The 21,086-nt window shown below is 68.6% G+C and carries 21 protein-coding genes; 15 read left to right on the top strand and 6 right to left on the bottom strand.

Features of this window, described 5'->3' with window-relative positions:
• Positions 1-9: 9 nt before the first annotated feature.
• The gene (locus tag RM50_RS12185; protein ID WP_043452929.1) at positions 10-915 is read right to left on the bottom strand and encodes a LysR family transcriptional regulator; all 906 of its coding nucleotides are present in this window, start codon (positions 913-915) and stop codon (positions 10-12) included.
• A gap of 140 nt (positions 916-1,055) precedes the next feature.
• On the opposite strand from RM50_RS12185, the gene mmsB reads away from it, so the two are divergent.
• Complete coding sequence (mmsB, locus tag RM50_RS12180) at positions 1,056-1,976, top strand: 3-hydroxyisobutyrate dehydrogenase (protein ID WP_043452927.1); 921 nt, start codon at positions 1,056-1,058, stop codon at positions 1,974-1,976.
• A 55-nt stretch (positions 1,977-2,031) separates the two neighbouring features.
• A complete protein-coding gene (locus RM50_RS12175) occupies positions 2,032-3,516 on the top strand; it encodes a CoA-acylating methylmalonate-semialdehyde dehydrogenase (protein ID WP_043452924.1) in 1,485 nt (494 codons plus the stop codon).
• A gap of 63 nt (positions 3,517-3,579) precedes the next feature.
• On the opposite strand, the gene RM50_RS12170 is transcribed toward RM50_RS12175, so the two are convergent.
• Positions 3,580-4,128: a hypothetical protein gene (locus tag RM50_RS12170; RefSeq protein ID WP_043452921.1), complete on the bottom strand. Its 549-nt coding sequence runs from the start codon at positions 4,126-4,128 to the stop codon at positions 3,580-3,582.
• A 49-nt stretch (positions 4,129-4,177) separates the two neighbouring features.
• The gene (locus RM50_RS12165; RefSeq protein WP_043452918.1) at positions 4,178-5,047 is read right to left on the bottom strand and encodes an SGNH/GDSL hydrolase family protein; all 870 of its coding nucleotides are present in this window, start codon (positions 5,045-5,047) and stop codon (positions 4,178-4,180) included.
• A gap of 77 nt (positions 5,048-5,124) precedes the next feature.
• Here RM50_RS12165 and RM50_RS12160 point away from each other — a divergent pair, with 77 nt between their 5' ends.
• Positions 5,125-5,775, top strand: coding sequence for an alpha/beta hydrolase (locus RM50_RS12160; protein WP_043452916.1), 651 nt, complete (start codon positions 5,125-5,127; stop codon positions 5,773-5,775).
• Positions 5,776-5,805: 30 nt separating this feature from the next.
• Here the strand turns inward: RM50_RS12160 and RM50_RS12155 are convergent, their stop codons facing one another.
• Positions 5,806-6,039, bottom strand: a complete 234-nt coding sequence (locus RM50_RS12155; protein ID WP_043452912.1) for an RNA-binding S4 domain-containing protein — start codon at positions 6,037-6,039, stop codon at positions 5,806-5,808.
• Between the two features lie 32 nt (positions 6,040-6,071).
• Here RM50_RS12155 and RM50_RS12150 point away from each other — a divergent pair, with 32 nt between their 5' ends.
• The 3 genes from RM50_RS12150 to RM50_RS12140 all read left to right on the top strand — a co-directional run bounded on the left by RM50_RS12150 (position 6,072) and on the right by RM50_RS12140 (position 9,619).
• Positions 6,072-7,067: a DMT family transporter gene (locus RM50_RS12150; protein ID WP_043452909.1), complete on the top strand. Its 996-nt coding sequence runs from the start codon at positions 6,072-6,074 to the stop codon at positions 7,065-7,067.
• A 129-nt stretch (positions 7,068-7,196) separates the two neighbouring features.
• The gene (locus tag RM50_RS12145) at positions 7,197-8,582 is read left to right on the top strand and encodes a glycine--tRNA ligase (RefSeq protein ID WP_043452907.1); all 1,386 of its coding nucleotides are present in this window, start codon (positions 7,197-7,199) and stop codon (positions 8,580-8,582) included.
• A gap of 2 nt (positions 8,583-8,584) precedes the next feature.
• On the top strand, positions 8,585-9,619 hold the full coding sequence (locus tag RM50_RS12140) for a GNAT family N-acetyltransferase (protein ID WP_043452904.1): 1,035 nt from the start codon (positions 8,585-8,587) through the stop codon (positions 9,617-9,619).
• Positions 9,620-9,684: 65 nt separating this feature from the next.
• Here the strand turns inward: RM50_RS12140 and RM50_RS12135 are convergent, their stop codons facing one another.
• Both RM50_RS12135 and RM50_RS12130 read right to left on the bottom strand, forming a co-directional pair.
• Positions 9,685-10,530, bottom strand: a complete 846-nt coding sequence (locus RM50_RS12135; protein WP_043452901.1) for a lysophospholipid acyltransferase family protein — start codon at positions 10,528-10,530, stop codon at positions 9,685-9,687.
• Between the two features lie 12 nt (positions 10,531-10,542).
• The gene (locus RM50_RS12130) at positions 10,543-11,334 is read right to left on the bottom strand and encodes an alpha/beta hydrolase (protein WP_082007065.1); all 792 of its coding nucleotides are present in this window, start codon (positions 11,332-11,334) and stop codon (positions 10,543-10,545) included.
• Positions 11,335-11,475: 141 nt separating this feature from the next.
• Here RM50_RS12130 and RM50_RS12125 point away from each other — a divergent pair, with 141 nt between their 5' ends.
• From RM50_RS12125 to dnaG, 9 genes are all read left to right on the top strand, one after another.
• The gene (locus RM50_RS12125; protein WP_043452898.1) at positions 11,476-12,972 is read left to right on the top strand and encodes a YibE/F family protein; all 1,497 of its coding nucleotides are present in this window, start codon (positions 11,476-11,478) and stop codon (positions 12,970-12,972) included.
• 47 nt (positions 12,973-13,019) lie between these two features.
• Entirely contained in the window at positions 13,020-14,198 is a 1,179-nt protein-coding gene (gene dusB / locus RM50_RS12120) for a tRNA dihydrouridine synthase DusB (RefSeq protein WP_043452895.1), read from the top strand.
• The gene (locus RM50_RS12115; protein WP_430929409.1) at positions 14,191-15,510 is read left to right on the top strand and encodes a deoxyguanosinetriphosphate triphosphohydrolase; all 1,320 of its coding nucleotides are present in this window, start codon (positions 14,191-14,193) and stop codon (positions 15,508-15,510) included. The genes dusB and RM50_RS12115 overlap by 8 nt, the downstream gene beginning before the upstream one ends.
• 114 nt (positions 15,511-15,624) lie before the next feature.
• Positions 15,625-15,948, top strand: a complete 324-nt coding sequence (locus RM50_RS12110) for a hypothetical protein (protein WP_043452893.1) — start codon at positions 15,625-15,627, stop codon at positions 15,946-15,948.
• 1 nt (position 15,949) lies between these two features.
• Positions 15,950-17,035, top strand: coding sequence for an FAD:protein FMN transferase (locus RM50_RS12105; RefSeq protein ID WP_052260200.1), 1,086 nt, complete (start codon positions 15,950-15,952; stop codon positions 17,033-17,035).
• Entirely contained in the window at positions 17,028-17,585 is a 558-nt protein-coding gene (locus RM50_RS12100; protein WP_043452969.1) for a ferric reductase-like transmembrane domain-containing protein, read from the top strand. Before RM50_RS12105 ends, RM50_RS12100 begins: the two co-directional genes overlap by 8 nt.
• Positions 17,582-18,856, top strand: a complete 1,275-nt coding sequence (locus RM50_RS12095; RefSeq protein WP_240471951.1) for an NADH-ubiquinone oxidoreductase-F iron-sulfur binding region domain-containing protein — start codon at positions 17,582-17,584, stop codon at positions 18,854-18,856. The genes RM50_RS12100 and RM50_RS12095 overlap by 4 nt, the downstream gene beginning before the upstream one ends.
• A complete protein-coding gene (locus RM50_RS12090; RefSeq protein WP_043452891.1) occupies positions 18,853-19,113 on the top strand; it encodes a ferredoxin in 261 nt (86 codons plus the stop codon). Before RM50_RS12095 ends, RM50_RS12090 begins: the two co-directional genes overlap by 4 nt.
• Positions 19,114-19,142: 29 nt before the next feature.
• On the top strand, positions 19,143-21,086 hold the full coding sequence (dnaG, locus tag RM50_RS12085) for a DNA primase (RefSeq protein WP_043452889.1): 1,944 nt from the start codon (positions 19,143-19,145) through the stop codon (positions 21,084-21,086).

Raw genomic sequence — 21,086 nt, 5'->3', positions numbered from 1 at the left:
CCGGCCGGCTCAGCCGGACAGCAGTGCGGAGCGGTCCCTGACTTCGTCCTTCAGGGCAGAGATCACCGCCTGCACCCGTGCCGACCGCAGGGACTCCGGCCGGGCGACAGCCCAGATGGGGAGCTGGCGTTCAAAGACGGCCGGCAGGACCGGGACGACGTCCGCGTCTGCCGCCAGGAAGTTCGGCAGCAGCCCAATGCCGGCGCCCTGCCGCACGGCCTCCACCTGGGCGAACACGCTCGTGGCCTGGAAGCTTGTCCGGGGCGCCGGAAGCTGCGCTGACCAGCGCGGCCCAAGCTCCTCCACTTGCAGCGCCGACTCAACGTACGACACAAATGCGTGCTGCCCCACGTCGTCGAGCGTTTCGGGCAGGCCGTGCCTGGCGGCGTAGCCGGGGCTGGCGTAGAGGCGCAGGTAGTAGTTGCTGAGGAAAATGGTCTGCGCTGTGGTCACGTCCGCCCTGCCGACGACGACCTCCAGGTCCACGCCGGACCGGTTCTGGCTGACTTTCCGGGTTGCACTCAGCATCTCGATGTTCAGCAGCGGGTGCTGCTGCTGGAGGCGCACCAGTGACGGGGTGACGAAGACGGCCCCCACGCCGTCAGTGGTGGCCACGCGGACCAGGCCGGAGAGCGCGCCCTGGTCCTGGCTGATCAGGCCGGACAGCGAGCCCAGCGTGGCCTCAATGGACTCCGCCGCCTCCACCGCCGCCGCACCAAGCTGGGTCAGCTCCCAGCCGTGCGGGCTGCGCTCCAGGGTGCGGCCACCCAGTTGCCTGTCCAGCGCAAGGATACGGCGGGAAATGGTGGTGTGGGTGGTCCCCAAGGTTTCCGCCACTGCGTTGAAGCGGCCGAGGCGGGCGACGGTCAACAGGATGAGCAGGTCGTCCGGGCTTGGCAGGCGTCTCGAGTCCACGCTGGGCCTTCCATTCAGTGATGTGCATCAATGCACAGAGCGTCTGTGATTTTTCCCCTTGATTGCACCTTAGCCGTGGTGTGATGGTGGACACAGACACCCCGGCCGACGCGCCGGAAGGGAAGCAAAGGAGCTTACACATGGCAGTTATTGGTTGGATCGGCCTGGGCAACATGGGTGGCCACATGTCCGCGAACCTTGTGGACGCCGGCCACGAGGTGCGCGGCTTCGACCTCAATCCCGCCGCGCTGGCAGCCGCGGAGGCACGCGGGGTTACCCGTGCGGCCGGCATCGCCGATGCCGTCAAGGGTGCCGATGTTGTGTTCACCATGCTCCCGAAGGGCGAACACGCCCGCGCCGTTTACCTCGGGGAGGACGGTGTGCTGAAGCACGCGGACACCCGCACTCTGCTCGTTGACTCGTCCACCATCGACGTCGCCTCCGCCCAGGAACTGCACGACGCCGCTGCTGCCGCCGGCTTCCGCTTCGTGGACGCCCCGGTTTCGGGCGGAATGAGCGGCGCGGAGGCAGGAACGCTGACCTTCATGGTGGGCGGTGAAAAGGGTGCCGTGGAGGAAGCGGCCGGGTATATCGGTCCCATGGCAGCGAACATCATCCCCACTGGTGGCCCCACCACCGGGCAGGCGGCAAAGATCTGCAACAACCTGATGCTCTTCATCAACCTTGCCTCCACCGCCGAGGGCGCGGTGCTGGCGGACCGGCTGGGCCTGGACAAGCAGGTCTTCTGGAATATCGCCTCGGTCTCCTCCGGCGACTCGTGGGCCCTGCGGACCTGGTACCCGGTGCCCGGGGTGGTTCCCACCGCCGCCTCCAACAACGACTTCGCGCCCACCTTCACCACGGAGCTGGCGAACAAGGACATCGGGCTCGCCATCAGCGCCGCCGAAGACACCGGCACGCCCCTGGAGATCGGCCGGCACGTCCAGCAGCTCTTCCAGCGGCTCATCGACGCCGGCGACGCGGGCAAGGACTGCTCCATGATCATCAAACTCGTGGACGGCTCGCTGGAGCCCGCCACGCAGACCCCTTCAGCACAGTAGGCAGACGACGTCCGCCCAGCAGCCCGCGCAAGCCACCCCACGAAAAGAGACTCCCTTGGAAACCATCCCGCACTACATCAATGGCACCCGCGTCGGCGACGCCGACCGCTTCGGCCCCGTCTTCAACCCCGCCACCGGTGAACAGGAAAAACAGGTGGCACTGGCCTCGGCGGCGCGGACGGAGGAAGCCATCGCAGCAGCGCGCGCCGCGCTGCCGGCCTGGCGGGCCACCAGCCTGGCGAAACGGACCACCATCTTCTTCCGGGTCCGCGAGATCCTGACCCAGCGCAAGCCGGAGCTCGCCGCGATCCTCACCAGCGAGCACGGTAAGGTCCTCTCCGATGCAGAAGGCGAAATTGCCCGCGGCCTGGAGAACATCGACTTCGCCACCGGCCTGTCCCACATGCTCAAGGGCGAGCGCTCGGAGCAGGTGGCCGGCGGCATCGACGTGCACTCGGTACGCCAGCCGGTGGGCGTGGTTGCCTGCATCACCCCGTTCAACTTTCCGGCCATGGTGCCGCTGTGGATGATCGGCAGCGCCCTGGCGTGCGGCAACACCGTGCTCCTGAAGCCCAGCGAGAAGGACCCGTCAGCTGCCGTGTTCATCGCCGAAGCGTTCGCCGAAGCGGGCCTGCCGCCCGGTGTGCTGAACGTGGTCCAGGGAGACAAGGAAGCGGTGGACGTCCTGCTGGAGCACCCTGACGTGAAAGCGGTGAGCTTCGTCGGCTCGACGCCCATTGCCAAGACGATCTACCGTCGGGCGGCGGAGCACGGCAAGCGGGTGCAGGCCCTGGGCGGGGCCAAGAACCACATGGTGGTGCTTCCCGACGCCGACCTCGACATGGCTGCCGACGCCGCGGTCTCCGCGGCCTACGGTTCGGCGGGCGAACGCTGCATGGCCGTCAGCGTCCTGGTGGCGGTGGGCACCATCGCCGACGACCTGGTGAAGGCGATTTCCACCCGCATGGCCGACCTCACGATCGGTCCCGGAACCAACCCCTCCTCCCAGATGGGGCCGCTGATCACCGCCGAGCACCGGGAACGCGTGGCGTCCTACGTCGCCGGAGCAGAAGCCGAGGGGGCCACGGTGGTGGTGGACGGGCGCTCGCAGCAGTTCGACTCGAAGGGGTTCTTCCTGGGCGTCAGCCTGGTGGACCACGTCAAACCGGGCATGAAGGTGTACGACGACGAGATCTTCGGCCCCGTCCTGTCCGTGGTCCGGGTCGATACCTACAGCGACGCCGTACAGCTGGTCAACGACAACGAATACGGCAACGGTACGGCCATCTTCACCCGCGACGGCGGGGCGGCGCGGCAGTTCGAGTTCGACGTGGAGGCAGGAATGGTGGGCGTCAATGTGCCCATTCCGGTCCCGGTGGGCACCTTTTCGTTCGGCGGCTGGAAGAACTCGCTGTTCGGGGACACGCACATGTACGGCCCGGACAGCATCCGCTTCTACACCCGCGGCAAGGTGGTGACCACCCGCTGGCCGGACCCGAGCACCTCGGTCATTGACCTGGGCTTCCCGCAAGTGGATTAAGCACAGGTGGATTAAGTACTGCAGGCCGGGGATTGTCCCCGGCCTGCCTGCCCAGCAAACCAGCTAGCCGTTCATGATGTCGCCGCGGCGCTTCATGTATTCCTCCATGGACAGTTCACCGTTGGTGTACTGCTGGTCCAGCTCCGCCAGCTTGCGTGCACGGTACCCCTGCGGCGCAGCCGGCGGCGGGGGAGTGGCAGGCCCGGAAGACTGACCGGGTGCCTGCTGCTGGAACGGCGGTTCCTGTGGAGCGCCGAACCGGGGATCCGCCATGGGCGGCTGCCCGTACTGTTGCGGCGGCAGCGGCTGCCCGTACTGTTGCGGCGGCAGCTGCTGCCCGCCAAAAGGCTGCTGCCCGGCGCGGCGGAAGCCGCCGGAGAAGTAATCCTGCTGGGTGTAGCCGTCGCGGGGCTGGTTGCTCTGCGGCCCGGCCGAGCCGGGGAACTGGCCAAAGCCCGGGTACTGGTTCGGCCCGGGGAACTCTCCCGGCCGCGGGAACTGGCCGGGAAGGCCCTGGTTCCGGTCCCGCCGGGCCATGGAGCGGCGGTATGCACGCATGGCCATGGGGACCACGAAGGACAGGATGATAATCCAGAAAAACAAGCTGCTCACGGTGCCGCGCCTCTCGTGTGTTGTCCTTCCAGACTAAACCCGGGCAGCCCTACCGGTGGCTGGGCTCCGACGTTCCCAACGGCCCCTCGCCGGATCCCAACGGAACACCGGGACCAAAGACGGGACCCGGCGTCGGCCGTTTTGCCGTGATGCCGTCGCCGGAGGACTGGTGGCGCAGCCGGCGCAGCACCCACGGCACAAAGTACTCGCGGGCCCACACCAGGTCCCCGCTCCTTGCCTCGCGCCAGGTGCGGGGCGGCAGCGGCTTGGGCTGCAGCGGTTCCAGCGAATGCTCCACATTCAGCGCGTCCAGCACCATGGCCGCAATCGTGTGGTGGCCCAGCGGCGAGAAGTGCAGCCGGTCCTGGTCCCACATTTGGGGGTCGCTCAACTGCCGCAGGGACCACATGTCCGCAATTACGGCATCGTGCCGGGCAGCCACCGTGCGCAGGTTCTCGTTGTAGATGGCCACCTTGCTGCGGATCCTGCTGAGCACGGACGAACCGGTGTCCGGGCCGTTGAACAGGACCACTGTGGCACCGCCCATGGACAGGATCTGGACCACCGAATCCAGCTTCTCTGCCAGGACATCGGGGTCGCCGCCGGGGCGGATGAGGTCGTTGCCGCCGGCTGACAGGGTGACCAGGTCCGGCTTCAGTTCCAGGGCCGGCGCCAGCTGCTGGTCCACGATCTGCTGCAGCAGCCGGCCGCGCACGGCGAGGTTGGCATAGGCGAAGTCCGGCTGGGTGCGGCCCAGCTCTTCGGCCACCCTGTCGGCCCAGCCGCGGTGGCCCCCGGGGCTCGACGGTTCGGGGTCCCCGATGCCCTCCGTGAAGGAATCGCCCAGCGCCACATACCGGGTCCACGGGTGGGTTCCGGAGCGTCCGGAGGTTGTCTCGATGGCACTTGCGTCAGTCACGGTCCTATCCTGCCTTCCGCCTCTCTGCCTACGCCAACGTAGGTTGTTACTTTCGGGTAACTGTAAGAATGGAAACCATGACTGACGCCGAAGTATTTCCTGCCCCTGTTGTCCTGTGGTCCCACCCGGAGGACCAGCGCACCGGCAAACCGCTGCTGGTGCTGCTGCACGGCTACGGCGCCAATGAGCAGGACCTGTTCAGCCTGGCCGACATGCTGCCCGGGGACTTCGCCGTCGCCTCCGTGCGGGCTCCCATCGCCATGGGTCCCGGCTTCACCTGGTTCCCCCTGACAGCCTCGATCGAATACTCGCTGGAACGGGTCAAGAAGGCCTCAGCCTACGTCCTGGAGTGGATCGACACGATCCGGGTGGGCCACCCTTCGGTGACGCTGCTGGGCTTCTCCATGGGAATGGCGATGGCCACCACGCTGCTGCGGCAGCGGCCCACGGACTTCGCCGCCGTCGTCGGACTGTCAGGTTTCGTGGTGGACGCCGACGGCGACCCCACCTTCAAGGACGACCAGCTGGACGGCACCGTTCCCATGTTCTGGGGCCGGGACCAGCAGGACCCCGTGATCACCCAGGACAAGATCGAGTTCACCATGGGCTGGGTGCGGAAGCACGTCAAGCTCACCAAGGTGCTCTACACGGGCATGTGGCACGGCATCAACCAGCAGGAGATCGGCCACGTGGGGGAGTTCCTCACCCACGAGGTCCTCAACAAGTAGGAGTACGACGGCGGGTGGCCGGCCGGGTGGCTAGTCTGCCTTTGGTGCCACCACGCGGACTGTCTGGCCGTTGACGCTGACAGAGTCGCCGTTGTGCAGCTGCCGGCCCCGGCGGTCCTCGATCTCCCCGTTGACCTTGACCAGCCCGTTCTTGATGAGCTCCGCAGCCTCCACACCGTCCTCCACGAGGTTGGAAAGCTTCAGCAGCTGGCCCAGCCGGATCATGCTGTCGCGGATGGGAACGTCGTCAATCGGGTTGCTCATACAGCAATGATGCCTGAACTAAGGTGGATTCAATGACCTCCCCTTCCCGCCTGCCGGTCCTCGCAGGCCTCCCCCTGGCGGTGGGCTCCGGCCTCGCCATTCCCGTCCAGGGCCGGATCAACGGGGCGCTGGGAGCCCGCCTCAACGACGGAATCGCCGCCGCGGCCGTGAGTTTCAGCACAGGCCTGCTGGTCATGATCCTGATTTCGCTGGTGCTCCCACGGGGCCGCGCCGGCCTGGCGGCCATCCTCCCGGCGGTCCGGAACCGTGCGTTTCCCCGCATCTACGTGGTGGCCGGGGCGATCGGTGCGCTGTTCGTTTTTGCCCAGTCCTTTACGGTGGGCATCCTGGGCGTGGCCCTCTTTACCGTCGCCACCGTCACCGGCCAGACCGTAAGCGGCCTCCTGGTGGACCGGCTGGGGATCGGGCCGGCCGGGAAGAAATCCGTCACCGGCATCCGCATCATCGGCTGCATCCTGACCATCGCCGCCGTCGCCTGGGCAGTGTCACCGCGGTTCAGCGGAGCGGGCGCAGGCGGCGGCGGAGGGCCTTCAGCCTTGCTCATTCCGGTCCTCCTGCCGGTGGCGGCGGGGTTCCTCATGAGTTTCCAGCAGGCCATGAACGGTACCGCCACCGTCCATTACGGCACCCCGATCGCCGCCACGCTGGTCAACTTCGTGGCGGGCTGCCTGGTGCTGTGGACAGCGCTCGCCGTGAAGCTGGCGGTGGCTGGTCCCGCCAATCCGCTGCCGGGCGAGTGGTGGTATTACCTGGGCGGGCCCATGGGCTGCGTGTTCATTGGCCTGGGCGCACTCCTGGTCCGCAGCCTGGGGGTGCTGGTCACGGGCCTGGGCATGATCGCGGGGCAGCTGCTCGGTTCGCTGGCCCTGGACCTGGTGCTTCCCGCCCCGGGAACCATCGTGGCCCCGGCCACCGTGCTGGGCACCCTGCTCACGCTGGCCGCCATCATCCTGGCAACCCTGCCCTGGCCCAGGGGCGCGCTGCGCAGGCAGCGGCCGGTACGCTAGGACACGAGCTTTCCCCGTTCTTCCTTCATCCGCCCCGGGCCGCTGCCCGTTGTGCCCAGCACACAGCAGCCGGGGGCCTGACAACCCGCGGACCGCACCCAGCGGCCCTGTAGAAATTGGAGTTACCCCATGGCAGCAAAATCCGTCCTCGACCAGGTCATTTCCCTCTCCAAGCGGAGGGGCTTCGTGTTCCAGGCCGGTGAGATCTACGGAGGCTCGCGCTCTGCCTGGGACTACGGCCCCCTGGGCGCGGAGCTGAAGGAAAACATCAAGCGCCAGTGGTGGCAGTCCATGGTCCGCGGCCGCGAGGACGTGGTGGGCCTGGACTCCTCGGTGATCCTGCCCCGCCAGGTATGGGAAGCCTCCGGCCACGTGGAAGTCTTCTCCGACCCCCTGGTGGAGTGCCTGTCCTGCCACAAGCGCTACCGGGCCGACCACCTCGAGGAAGAATACGAGGAAAAGAAAGGCCGCCCCGCAGAGAACGGCCTGAAGGACATCGCCTGCGCCAACTGCGGCACCCGCGGCCAGTGGACCGAGCCGCAGGAGTTCTCCGGCCTGCTCAAGACCTACCTTGGCCCGGTGGCCAGCGAGGAAGGCCTGCACTACCTGCGCCCCGAAACGGCGCAGGGCATCTTCGTGAACTTCAACAACGTGCTCACCACCTCCCGGAAGAAGCCGCCGTTCGGCATCGGCCAGATCGGCAAGTCCTTCCGCAACGAGATCACCCCCGGCAACTTCATCTTCCGCACCCGCGAATTCGAGCAGATGGAGATGGAGTTCTTCGTCGAGCCCGGCACGGACGAAGAGTGGCACAAGTACTGGATGAACGAGCGCATGGCCTGGTACACCGGCCTGGGCATCCGCGAGGAGAACCTGCGCTTCTACGAGCACCCCAAGGAAAAGCTCAGCCACTACTCCAAGGGCACCACGGACATCGAGTACCGCTTCGGCTTCCAGGGCTCCGAGTGGGGCGAGCTGGAAGGCATCGCCAACCGCACCGACTTCGACCTCTCCACCCACGCCAAGGCCTCCGGTACGGACCTGAGCTACTTCAACCAGGCCACCAACGAGCGCTACACCCCGTACGTCATCGAACCCGCGGCCGGGTTGACCCGTTCCTTCATGGCATTCCTGGTGGACGCCTACACCGAGGACGAGGCCCCCAACGCCAAGGGCGGCGTGGACGTGCGCACCGTCCTGAAGCTTGACCCGCGCCTGGCACCGGTCAAGGCAGCCGTGCTCCCGTTGAGCCGCAACGAGGACCTCTCCCCGAAGGCCAAGGCCCTGGGCGCCCAGCTGCGGAAGAACTGGAACATCGACTTCGACGACGCCGGCGCGATCGGCCGCCGCTACCGCCGCCAGGACGAGATCGGCACCCCGTTCTGCATTACGGTCGACTTCGACACCCTCGAGGACCAGGCCGTGACCATCCGCGAGCGGGACACCATGAGCCAGGAGCGCGTCTCCCTGGACAAGGTGGAGGGCTACCTGGCGGCTCGGCTGATCGGGGCCTGAGCATGGCCATCGAATACCGCGAATGGCGCGACGGCGACGACCTTGCCCTCCTGGAGATCTGGGGCGACCCGGACACCGCCCAGGCCCGCCAGTTCCGCGGCGCCCTCGCCGTGTCCTCCAACGGACGCGACGGCACCCCGTGGCGCCGCTGCATTGTTGCCGAGGACGTTATTGACGGCGTCGGCATCCCCGTCGCTGCCGGCGTCGTCTATGAGGCATCCCTGCACCCGGAACGCCTCTGGACCTATATCGAGGTGGCCAGGGACCACCGCCGCTCGGGAATCGGGGCCAGCCTGCTGACCATGCTGCGCCGTGAAGCGGAAAACGCGCCGTCGGGCGTGACAAAGCTCCGGGCCAAAGTGGAGCCGGGCACAGCTGGCGCCGCGTTCGCCGAAGCCTTCGGGCTGGCACCCATCCAGCGGTCCCGCCTGGTGGTGGTGGAGCCGGGCGCCCTGCGGCTGCCGGTCTTCCCGGACAAGGACTACGGCGGACGGCCCGTCAGCGGTGAGAACGCCGGGTCCGACGTGGTCATGGACCTCGCCACCGGGTCCGTGGAACTGACCGATGTGGTGGGCCGCTATTACACCTCCATCCACGGCTGGGACTCACCCGGTGTGCTGTCCGTGGGCCAGGTGCAGAAGCTCTTCCTCGACGAGCTCACCGGGGCGCACGGCGCCATCGTGCTGCGCGCCCAGCCGGAGTCGGCCTTCGGGACGGGTGTGGCACCGGCAAAGAAGGGCCGCATCCGCGCATTCGCCGTCAGCTACGCAGCCCCGGCCACCCCGGAAGACGGGCAGGAGCCCGCGGCGGCCTCGGCCGAAGCTCCCACGGACGTCTTCGTCGGGCACGAGCCCGCGCTGGATGCCGGCGACGCCGCCGAGGCGGTCCGGGACATCCTGGCCCTGATCGCGTACCAGCACCCGGTCATGCTGGAACTGGACGATTCCATGACCGCCCTGCGCGCCGCCGTCGAACCCCTCCTGGAGAGCGGGAAAGCGCGGCTGGCGGGCGCGGAAACGCTGGTGGTCTCGGACTAGCAGCAATTTTTCGTCGGAGTAGCGCCAGGTGCCGTGTTGACCGCTCACAACGGCCCCTGGCGCTACTACTTGGGGCGCGGAAGCTGTTTGGGCTGGCGGGGACCACGACGGCGGCCGGCGGCTGCGTCTTCCGCGTCCAGCAGTTGCCGCTCGGCATCAGTCGGCGCGCTGCCGCCCAGGTGCGCCGGCATCCACCACGCCCCGGCTTCATGCTGGAGCGGATAGTCCGCGATGCAGCGGTCGACGCCGGCCTGCAGGATGCTGCGCAGCAGCTCCGTGTCCGCCTCCGCATCCTGTCCGGGCGGCACCACTAAAGGTTCGCCCACATGGACCCGCACCGGTGCCCGCCAGCTGCGGCGGAGGGAAAAGCCATGGCCGCGGGTCATGATCCGGTGGGCGCCCCAGACGGATACCGGGATCACCGGCACACCGGCCTCCGCGGCCATCCGGACCGCGCCGGTCCTGCATTCACGCACCGTGAAGCTGCGGCTGACCCCTGCCTCGGGGAACACGGCCAGGTACTCGCCGGCCCGGAGCTTCGCCACTGCCGCGTCATAGGCATCGGCGCGGCCGGCATACCCCACCACCACGTGGCCGCTGGCGCTGATCGCGGGCCCGGCCAGCCAATGGTCCGCCGCGCCCTGGTGCACCAGGAAGCGCAACTGCGCGCGCGTGTGCCGCCACAGGAGCAGCTCCACCACCGCGAAGTCCACGTAGCCAAAGTGCGTGATGGCAAAAACCACGCCGCTGCCGGGCGACACCTGCCGGGACGGGCCGTTCAGGGGACCCCTTGGGGGCAGGTTTTCCAGGCCTGTTGGCAGGATCTGCAGCCGCAGCGCCCACAGCAGGAACTGGCCCGTGCGCACGATCAGCCGGTAGAAGCGGTCGTTGGACCGGGGACGCCAGGGCATCGGTGCCGGCGCCTACAGGGTGACGTGGACGGCGGATTCCGGCAACAGCTGCGTGAACGCCCGCGGCGGCCGGACCTTTGCCCCCGTGCTCTCGGCGAAGGACTTGATGACGAAGCCGGTGGCAAGGGTCTGCCAGACGCGGGTCTTGCGGAGCATGAAGTGGCCGACGCCCTTGAGTGACACGTACTGCACGCTGGCCGCCTCGGCGGAGGCCCGGCGCGCGAACGCGAGGGACTGGGCGGGACTGGTCATGTGGTCCGTGCTGCCGTGGATGATCAGGACCTTCCGGCCGCTGACCCTGCCGGCCGGCGTTTCCAGGCCCAGCCAGGGGGCAAGCGCCACCACTGCCTCCACCTGCGGATGGTCCGCGGCGCACACCGCCGTCAGGCCGCCCATGGAGTGGCCCAGCAGGAAGACCGGGACGCCGGGGTGGCGTTCGGCGATCTGTGCCAGTGCCCACCGGGCGTCCTGCAGCGGCGACATCTCCGGGCCGTTCCAGCCGCGGACGCTGTTGCGCAGGGACCAGACGGCCAGCCCGTGCTTCCGGCCGGCCCGGTGCAGATGCCGGGCGAAGGGGATCATCCTGGCCGGGCTCAGGTGGCGGGCCTCCACCGGATCCCGGCTGTGGGCCTTGCCGCCGTGCAGGACCAGGACCACGCCCCTGGTATCGCCGGACGCTTCGAGGACGCTCAGGACGGGCTGAAAGGCGGGAACCGCGGGCACCTGCCCGTCCTGCACCCCGCCGTTTGAGGCCCCATGAATTCCTGCCGCACTGCCGGTTCCCCGCGTTCCACGGTTGTCCATGCCTGGTTCCTCCCCATCCCGATGGTCCATTTATAAACCCTATGGCGGCGCACGTAGAGTTCAACGTATGAGGTTGAACTGCTGATGGGCGCCGGCCACTCCCACGCTTCCGTAGATCATTCGGAGCCGACGCCCCAGGCGATGGCTGCCCGCAGCAAGGCGAACCGCATCCTGGCTGCGGTGCTCATCCCGTTGGCGCTGCTGACCCTGGCCGGCATGGCCGCGCTGTGGCCGTCGGGGAGCAAGGAAGGAATATCCCTCGCCAACCCGTACTCCACGGCCCCCGGGGTCACGTTTGATACAGGAACCATCCAGAGCGTGGTAACCGAAAGCTGCACCCAGGGCACCAGCCAGCAGGGGACAGGCCAGCAGGGAACAGGCCAACAGAACACGGGCCAGGAGGGAACGGGTTCGCAAAACCCGGGCCAGCAGGGCTCGAAGTGCACGTTCGCCTTCACCGAACCGGACAAGGGCGGCAGTCCGGTCAAGGTGGTCATCAACCCGGATGTCGCCTCATCGCACGGGGTCAAACCGGGTGACCAGATCCGTTACCTGAACCTCTCCAACGTCCAGGGCGCCACCGGATCCCAGGGTTCGCCGGCCTACATTTTCGTGGACTTCGTCCGGACCCTGCCAATCGTCCTCCTGGCCGCGCTGTACGCCGTGGTGGTCATCGCCGTCGCACGGTGGCGCGGACTGCGCGCCCTGATCGGGCTGGTGGGTGCCTACTTCGTGCTGGTGAGCTTCCTGCTGCCCGGCCTGGTGGAAGGCAAACCGCCGCTGCTGCTGGCGCTGGTGGGCTCCACGGTGATCATGATCGGCGTGCTCTACTTCGCCCACGGGTTCTCCGCACGCACATCAACGGCGCTGCTGGGCACGATTTTCGGCCTGGCCATCACGGCCCTCCTGGCGGCCTGGGCCACCGACGCCGCCAACCTCGCCGGCGTCGGCAGCCACGACGCCGCCACCCTGGTGAACACGTCGTCGAACATCTCCATTTCGGGCGTCATCCTGTGCGGGCTCATCATTTCCGGCCTGGGCGTCCTGAACGATGTCACCATCACCCAGTCTTCGGCCGTGTGGGAGCTATACGAACTGGCACCGGCCAGCAGCGCCCGCAAGCTGTTCACCTCCGCCATGCGGATCGGCCGCGACCACATCGCCTCCACCGTCTACACCATCGCCTTCGCGTACGCCGGTGCCTCCCTGCCCATCCTGATCATCGTCATGCTCTACGACCGGCCGCTGATGGACACCCTCACCAGCGCCGAGCTCTCCGAGGAGGTCATCCGGACGCTGGTGGGGTCCATCGGACTGGTCCTGGCCATCCCGGTGACCACCCTGATCGCCGTCCTTGTCGTCAAGGCAACAGGGATCAAGGCCGGCGGAGCCCAGGTACCAACCGCCGGGCCGCGAAATGAAAAGCACGACGCCGGGCACAGCCGTGCGGACGACGTTGCGGACACGGGGGCGCTCGCCGCCGCCGCACTCGCGGAACGCGGCCGGCGCACCGCCACGGACGGCGCCGAGCCGCCGGCAACGGACGCGGCGGCAACGGACGCGCGTGCAACGGCAGGCGGGTCCCACGCCACGGACGAACCCGCCACCCGCCGCGGCCGGCGGGCCGCCGGCGGCTGAACAACGCCACGCGCCACCGATTTGCCCGGCTTTGCAACAATGGACAGGTGACTGTTGCAGCAACCCCTCCCGCCCCCAAGCTGGAACTCCCGCCCCTGAAGCTGGGACCCATCACCGTTGACACCCCGGTGATCCTTGCCCCGATGGCCGGGATCACCAACTCCGCCTTCCGCCGGCTCTGCCGCGAATACGGCGGCGGCATGTATGTCGCGGAGATGGTCACCTCCCGCGCGCTGGTGGAGCGGACGCCCGAATCCCTCCGCATCATCTCCCACGACGACGACGAAAAGGTCCGCTCCGTCCAGCTCTACGGCGTGGACCCCGTCACGGTGGGCGCCGCCGTACGGATGCTTGTTGAGGAAGACCGGGCCGACCATATCGACCTCAACTTCGGCTGCCCCGTCCCCAAGGTGACCCGCCGCGGCGGCGGTTCTGCCCTGCCCTGGAAGATCGACCTGTTCACCTCGATCGTGCAGACTGCCGTCAGGGAAGCGTCAAAGGGCAACATTCCGCTCACCATCAAGATGCGCAAGGGCATCGACGATGACCACCTGACGTACCTCGACGCCGGCCGGATTGCCCGCGATTCCGGCGTGGCCGCCGTCGCACTCCACGGCCGTACCGCCGCCCAGTTCTATTCCGGCAAGGCCGACTGGTCCGCCATCGCCCGCCTCCGCGAAGCCCTCCCCGACATTCCGGTGCTGGGCAACGGCGACATCTGGTCCGCCGAGGACGCCGTCCGCATGGTCCGCGAAACCGGCGTGGACGGCGTGGTGGTGGGCCGCGGCTGCCAGGGCCGGCCCTGGCTGTTCGGGGACCTGCAGGCCGCCTTCGAAGGCAGCGATGTCCGGCACCGGCCCAACCTGCGCCAGGTGGCCGAGGGCGTCTACCGCCATGCCGAGCTGATGGTGGAAACCTTCGGCGACGAAGGCAAGGCGCTGCGCGAAATCCGGAAACACATCGCCTGGTACTTCAAGGGCTATGTGGTGGGCGGGGAACTGCGCACCCGGCTGGCCCTGGTCACCAGCCTTGAGGTGCTCCGCGACACGCTGGCCGAACTGGACCTCGACTCGCCCTACCCGGGCGTGGATGCGGAGGGTCCCCGGGGCCGCGCCGGCTCGCCGAAGAGGCCTGCCCTGCCCAAGGACTGGCTGGACTCGCGAGCCCTGAACGAGGACCAGTCCCGGGATATCTCGGCGGCCGAACTGGACGTCTCCGGTGGCTGAAACACGCACCGCCGGGACCCCGGGGCCCGGAACCCCCACAGCTGGCCTGGCCCTGCCGGGCTACGACACGCACGACTCCGCCCGCTGGGTGGAGGAGCCGCCCAAGAGCACCTACCGCTCGGACTTCGAGCGGGACCGTGCCCGGGTGCTGCACTCGTCCGCCCTGCGCCGGCTGGGTGCCAAAACCCAGGTGGTGGCCCCGGACACCGACGACTTTGTCCGCACCCGCCTCACCCACAGCCTTGAAGTGGCCCAGGTGGGCCGCGAACTCGGCCGGGCCCTTGGCTGCGACCCGGATGTGGTGGACACGGCCTGCCTGAGCCACGACCTCGGCCACCCGCCCTTTGGCCACAACGGCGAATCGGCGCTGAATGAGGTGGCGCATGCGATCGGCGGGTTTGAGGGCAACGCCCAGACCCTGCGCCTGCTGACCCGTCTGGAACCCAAAGTGCTGGCAGCGGACGGCCGGCCCGCCGGACTGAACCTGACCCGTGCAAGCCTTGACGCGGCGTCGAAATACCCCTGGTCCGCACTGGAGGCGCCGGTGATCCACGGCCAACGCACCAGCAAGTTCGGTGCCTACGAGGACGACCTCCCCATCTTCAACTGGATCCGCGAAGGCGCCCCGGAACGCCGGACCTGCCTGGAAGCCCAGGTGATGGACCTGGCGGACGACATCTCCTACTCCGTGCATGACGTGGAGGACGCCATCGTGGCCGGGCACTTCCAGCTCCGCTGGATGGACAACCCGGACCACCGCGCCCGGGTGGTGGGCTACGCCAAGCAGTGGTACCTGCCGCACAACGATCCTGCCGCCATCGATGCCGCCCTGGCCCGGCTGGAGGCGACGGAGGTTTGGGTCCGCGAGGCGGATGGCAGCCGCAAGTCGATGGCCGCCCTCAAGAACATGACCAGCCAGCTCATCGGCAGGTTCTGCCAGAGTGCCCTGGAAACCACCCGTGCCGTCTACGGGCCGGAAAACCTCACCCGCTACAACGCCGAACTCATGGTCCCCGACGAGACCGTGATGGAGATCGCGGTCATGAAGGGCCTGGCCACCACCTTCGTGATGACCACCGAGCACCGGCAGCCCATCTACGAGCGCCAGCGGGAGGTCCTCCACGCCCTGGTCACCGCCCTCAGCGCCACCGGCGACCGCCACCTGGAACCAATGTTCGCTGCCGACTGGCGGGCGGCGGACGACGACGGTGCGCGCCTTCGCGTCGTCATCGACCAGGTGGCGTCGCTGACCGACGGGTCGGCGCTGGCCATGTACGAACGCCTGGTGGGAAGCCTGCCCTCACTCTGGTGACCCCGTGAACGGCACTCCCCGGAAACCGGCCTGGTAACAGCTTCCTTAAAGCATCTACACAGGAATGAAGCGCACTATGGGAGGAAACACAGGCCGCTAGGAACGGATCGGGCCATGAGTACTCGCAGCAGGGGCAAACGCCTTGCCACCGGGATTACTGCGGCCGTGGGCGTGGGCAGCTTCGCTGCCGCCGGGGTCGCAGCAGCCGCGGTGTACGCTTCGACGCCATCGGTGATCGCCAGGACTGCGTCCGGGACGGACAGCAATACCCAAGGCCCCGCGCCGACGTCCAGCCCGGCCCGTTCCGATGATGACGACCGGAGCACCCGCAAGGGCAGCAGCACCCGCCGGCCGAAGAGCAACGGCAATTCCGGCAGCACAAGCCCGGTCCAGCCCGGTAACGGCGGCACCATCCACGGCAGGTCCTCAGGGTCCTGATATGGCGCGCTCCGATCCTGCCGGTTGCACCGGGGCTGCTGCGGTGGCCGCCGATGGCACGGCATGCTCCAGCTGGACGGTCTGGGAGCTGGAAGCATCAGTCACCGTCACTGATCCCCGCCTGCTGGGGCCGGCGGAAAGCATTGTCCGTTCGGTGGTGTCCGGCGTGGACCTTGCCTGCAGCCGGTTCCGGGACGACTCCGAGCTGATGCGGCTGCAGCCCAGGATGCCCCACGGAGTTCCCGTCAGCCCGATGTTCCGGCTGCTCCTGGAACGCGCCCTGGATGCCGCGGCACTGACCGGCGGCGACGTGGACCCCACCCTCGGCGCGGACCTTGCCGCCCTCGGCCACGGCCCTGGGCAGGAGGACGGCCACGCGGTAACACCTGGACACCCGGGAATCAGGAGCATCCCCGTACCGCCGATGCCCTCCACGCCGGTTGAACCGGAACCCCGGGCGCCGGGCTGGTCCCGCCTGCACCTTGACGCCAACACCTTGACCCTGCCGGCGGACCTCCGCCTGGACCTGGGCGCCTCGGCCAAAGCCGTGGCGGCGGACCTGGCAGCTGCCGAGGTGTACCGGCAGCTGGGCTGCGGGGTGCTGGTGGGCCTTGGCGGTGACATTGCCGGCGCAGGCCCGGGACCGCTGCCGGAGGGACACCGCGCTGGGGCAGACGCCAGGGGAGAACCACGGCAGTGGCAGATCCTGGTGCAGGACCTTCCAAGCGACCCCGCCCAATACATCTCGCTGGCCCCCGGGTTCGCCCTTGCCACATCCAGTACCCAGAAGCGCCGCTGGGTGCACCACGGTACCCAGGTCCACCACATCCTCGACCCCCGCTTTGGCCTTCCCGCCGAAGCAGTCTGGCGGACGGTTACCGTGGCTGCCCCTGCCTGCCTGGACGCAAACGCCCTGAGCACCGCGGCCATTGTCCGGGGTTTCGCGGCCGTGGAGTGGTTCCAGGCAGAAGGCATCCCGGCCCGGCTTGTGGACAGCAGGGGACGGGTCACCAGCACCGGTGGCTGGCCCGCCGCAAATGCGGCACCTGTCGAAGCTGCGGGCACCGGGGGAGCACACCATGGATGAGGCAATGTGGGCCTTCGGCCGTGTCAGCGGGTTCATGTCCCTGGTACTGTTCACCGGCTCGGTGCTGCTGGGGATCCTCAACAGGTCCGGCCGGCCGCTGATGGTCCTGCCGCGGTTCTCCATCAGCCTCCTGCACCGGAACATCGCCCTGCTCGCCACGGTCTTCCTGGGACTGCACGTGGGATGCCTGCTCCTGGACTCCTATGCCAAGCTCCGGCCGGTGGACATCGTGGTGCCTTTCCTTGGCTCGTTCCAGCCGTTCTGGCAGGGGCTGGGCACAGTCGCCCTGGACCTGGTCCTGGCGGTGGTGGTGACAGGGCTGCTCCGGCACCGGATCGGGCAGCGCGCCTTTAAGGCCGTGCACTGGCTTAGTTACGGGATGTGGCCGGTGGCCATGGCACACGCCCTCGGCAATGGCACCGACGTCTCGACTGGCTGGTTCCTCCTGCTGGCGGCAGTATCTGCGGTGGCGGTCGCGGCCGCCCTGCTCTGGCGGCTGAGCCCGTCCTTCCTCGAAACATCCCACGCCAGGCAAGGAAACCTACCGTGAGCCGTGACACCGATCCGCAGGCGGCACGGATGGGGTCCCCAGCCAAGGCCGTCCCGTCACACCACCAGGAACCGCGGCTCCTGGCCGCCGGTCCCGATGCAGGCTGGGCCCGGCACCTGGACACCTTCGGCCCCTGGGAACCACAGGCTGCTGCTGGAGGCCTGCTGGAGGCGCTGGCCGCTGCCGGACTTACGGGACGGGGCGGAGCCGCGTTCGAAACCTGGCGCAAGGCATCGGCCACTGCCGGCGCCGGCAGGAAGGGCCTGCTTGCAGCCCGGCCGGTGGTGATCGCCAACGGCGCGGAAGGCGAACCCCTCAGCTTCAAGGACCGGACGCTCCTGGCCCACGCACCCCACCTGGTCATCGATGGGCTGCTTGCCCTGGCCGCCGCCCTGGGCGGTGCCGCCATGTACGTCTACGCACCCGCGGACAGCCTTCCCCGCGTGCGCCAGGCGCTCGCTGAGCGGCCGGGCACCGGTCGGGTGCGCGTGGTGGAGGCTCCCGGGACGTTCATTGCCGGTGAGTCGAGCGCCGTCGTCAACATGATCGCCCACGGCACCGCCGTCCCGGTGGACCAGCGCCGCCGCCTGAGCGAGTCGGGACTCAACGGCCGTCCCACCCTGGTGGTTAACGTCGAAACCCTCGCCCAGGTGGCCCTGATTGCCCGTTATGGTCCGCAATGGTTCCGCCAGGCCGGCACGGCAGCCGATCCCGGCACCCGGCTGGTATCCGTCTCCGGCCCCGCCCCCGTCCCGGATGTGGTCCTGGAGGTGCCCGGCGGCGCCGGGCTGTCCCCGGTCCTCCGCCAGGCGGGGATGGACCCTGCCGCCGTGTCAGCCGTCCTGGTGGGCGGCTACCACGGCCGGTGGGTGCGGCCCGGCGCGCATGTCCTCTCGCCCGCAGGACCCGCCGGCAGCACAGTCCGTCCCGGCGCGGGCGTGATCCACGCCCTGGACCTGCAGACCTGCGGCATCCAGGCCACCGCCCGGATCCTCAGCTACCTGGCCGCCGAATCCGCCCGGCAATGCGGACCCTGCATGTTCGGCCTGCCGGCGATGGCGTCAATCCTCAACAGAATTGCGGGAGGGGAACGCAATCCCCGCCTTGTCCCCGAACTCGACCGCCTGGGGCGCCTGGTATCCGGGCGTGGGGCATGCCGCCATCCGGAGGGGACCGCCGGGCTGGTGGCCAGTGCCTTGGAGGTCTTCGCCGCAGACTTCCGCGCCCACCTGTCCGGCTACTGTGCCGGCCCGGGAGGTGTGGCGGCATGACCACGCACCTGCACATCGACTGGACCAGCTGCGACGGCCGGGGCCTGTGCGCTGAGCTGTTGCCCGGCATCCTGGACCGGGACGACTGGGGCTATCCCGTGGCCCGCGGAAAGACGGGCCATGACCGCACCGACGTGCCGCTGCGGGAGGCGGACCGGGAAGCCGCCCGGGAGGCCGTGCGCCTGTGTCCCAAGCTCGCCCTGGGCCTGGTCGAGCGGACCCCGCCGGAAGCGGAACGGCGCAGGCCTGGCCGGTGACGCCGTGCCGGTGACACTAAGATTGCTCTGTGGCTGGGCTGATTAAACGTGAAGATATAGACGAAGTACGCCAGCGCACGGACATCAAGGAAGTGGTGGACGGCTACGTCACGCTCAAGGGTGCCGGGCTGGGAACGTTCAAGGGCCTGTGCCCCTTCCACGACGAACGCTCGCCCTCCTTCACCGTCCGCCCCCAAGTGGGCCGCTATCACTGCTTCGGCTGCGGCGAGGACGGCGATGTCATCGCCTTCGTCCAGAAGCAGGACCACAGCTCCTTCCAGGAAGCCGTGGAAAAGCTGGCTGCCCGGATCGGCTATGAGCTCCGCTACGAGGACGGCGGAACGGGCCCCAACCGCGAGGAAGTGGGCCGGCGCCAGCGCCTGCTCGACGCGCACAAAATCGCCGACGAGTTCTTCCGCGCCCAGCTGCTCACCCCCGGCGCCGCGGAGGCACGGAATTTCCTGTTCGGCCGGGGCTTCGACAGGGCAGCCGCGGAGCATTTCGGCTGCGGCTACGCGCCGCAGGGGTGGGATGCCCTCCTGAAGCACCTTCGCGGCCGCGGGTTCACGGATGCGGAACTCAAGCTCACCGGCATGTTCAGTGAGGGCAACCGCGGGATCTACGACCGCTTCCGGGGCCGCCTAATCTGGCCCATCAAGGACATCGCCGGGGACACCATCGGCTTCGGCGCCCGCAAGCTGTACGAGGACGACCAGGGCCCCAAGTACCTCAACACCCCGGAAACAACGCTCTACAAGAAGTCCCAGGTCCTGTACGGCATCGACCTCGCCAAGCGCAGCATCGCCAAAGAGCGCCAGCTGGTGGTGGTGGAGGGCTACACCGACGTGATGGCCTGCCACCTGGCAGGAATTACGTCGGCGGTGGCAACCTGCGGCACGGCGTTCGGCACCGAACACATCAAGATCGCCCGCCGGCTGTTGTCAGACGACGGCACCGGGGGAGAGGTGGTGTTCACCTTCGACGGCGACGCCGCCGGCCAGAAGGCCGCGCTGCGGGCGTTCGAGGAGGACCAGCGCTTCACCGCACAGACCTACGTGGCCGTGGAACCGACCGGGGCCGATCCCTGCGACCTCCGCCTCAGCCGCGGGGATGAAGCGGTACATGCCCTGATCCAGTCCCGGCGGCCACTGTTCGAGTTCGCCATCCGCACCACCCTGAAGCAGTTCAACCTGGACACCGTCGAGGGCCGCGTCCAGGGCCTGAAGGCGTCCGTGCCGGTCGTGGCGGCCATCCGCGACGCGTCCACCCGGACCGGCTACTGCCAGGCCCTGACAGGGTGGCTGGGCATGCCGGACCCCAACGAGGTCCTGCGCATGGTCACCGCGGAAGTGAAGAACGCAGCGAAGCGCGGTGAACCGGGACGCCCCACCGCTCCGGGCCAGCAGCAGCCAGCCGGGCCTTCCCACCCTGCTTCTGCCCAGCCGGGCGGGCCCGGCGTCGCCGCCGCACCGTCGTCGGGCGCTGTCCCTTCCTTCCACCGGCCCGACCCCCGGGACCCCGTGGCCTCGATGGAGCGGCAGGCGCTGGAAGTGGCTTTGCAGCAGCCTGCCCTGTTGACCGGCGCGGTGTGGGACCGGTTCGAGGACGCCAGGTTCGCCACCCCCGCGTTCCAGGCCGTGCATGACGCCATGCGTGCTTCCGGCCCGGGGCTGGCGGGCGATCCGGTGCGCTGGGTGGAGCAGGTGATGCACGAGGTCCCTGAGCCGCTCCGGCCGTTGGTCTCGGAGCTGGCCGTGGTGCCGCTGCCTGCACATACCGAGGAAGCGGTGCTCAAGTACTGCCGGGACATCCTGTCCCGGCTGTTCGAGCTGCAGATCACCCGGGTGAAGGCGGACAAGATGGGCCAGCTGCAGCGGCTCGACGCCGCAGCAGACCCGGAAACTTACCAGCGGCTCAACCGGGAACTGATGATGCTGGAGATGGAACGCCGGGCATTGCGGGCAGAGGCTTGA

The organism is Pseudarthrobacter phenanthrenivorans, from assembly GCF_000813845.1.
Taxonomy (GTDB): Bacteria; Actinomycetota; Actinomycetes; order Actinomycetales; family Micrococcaceae; genus Arthrobacter; species Arthrobacter phenanthrenivorans_B.
This window is presented reverse-complemented; position numbering and strand designations above follow the sequence as displayed.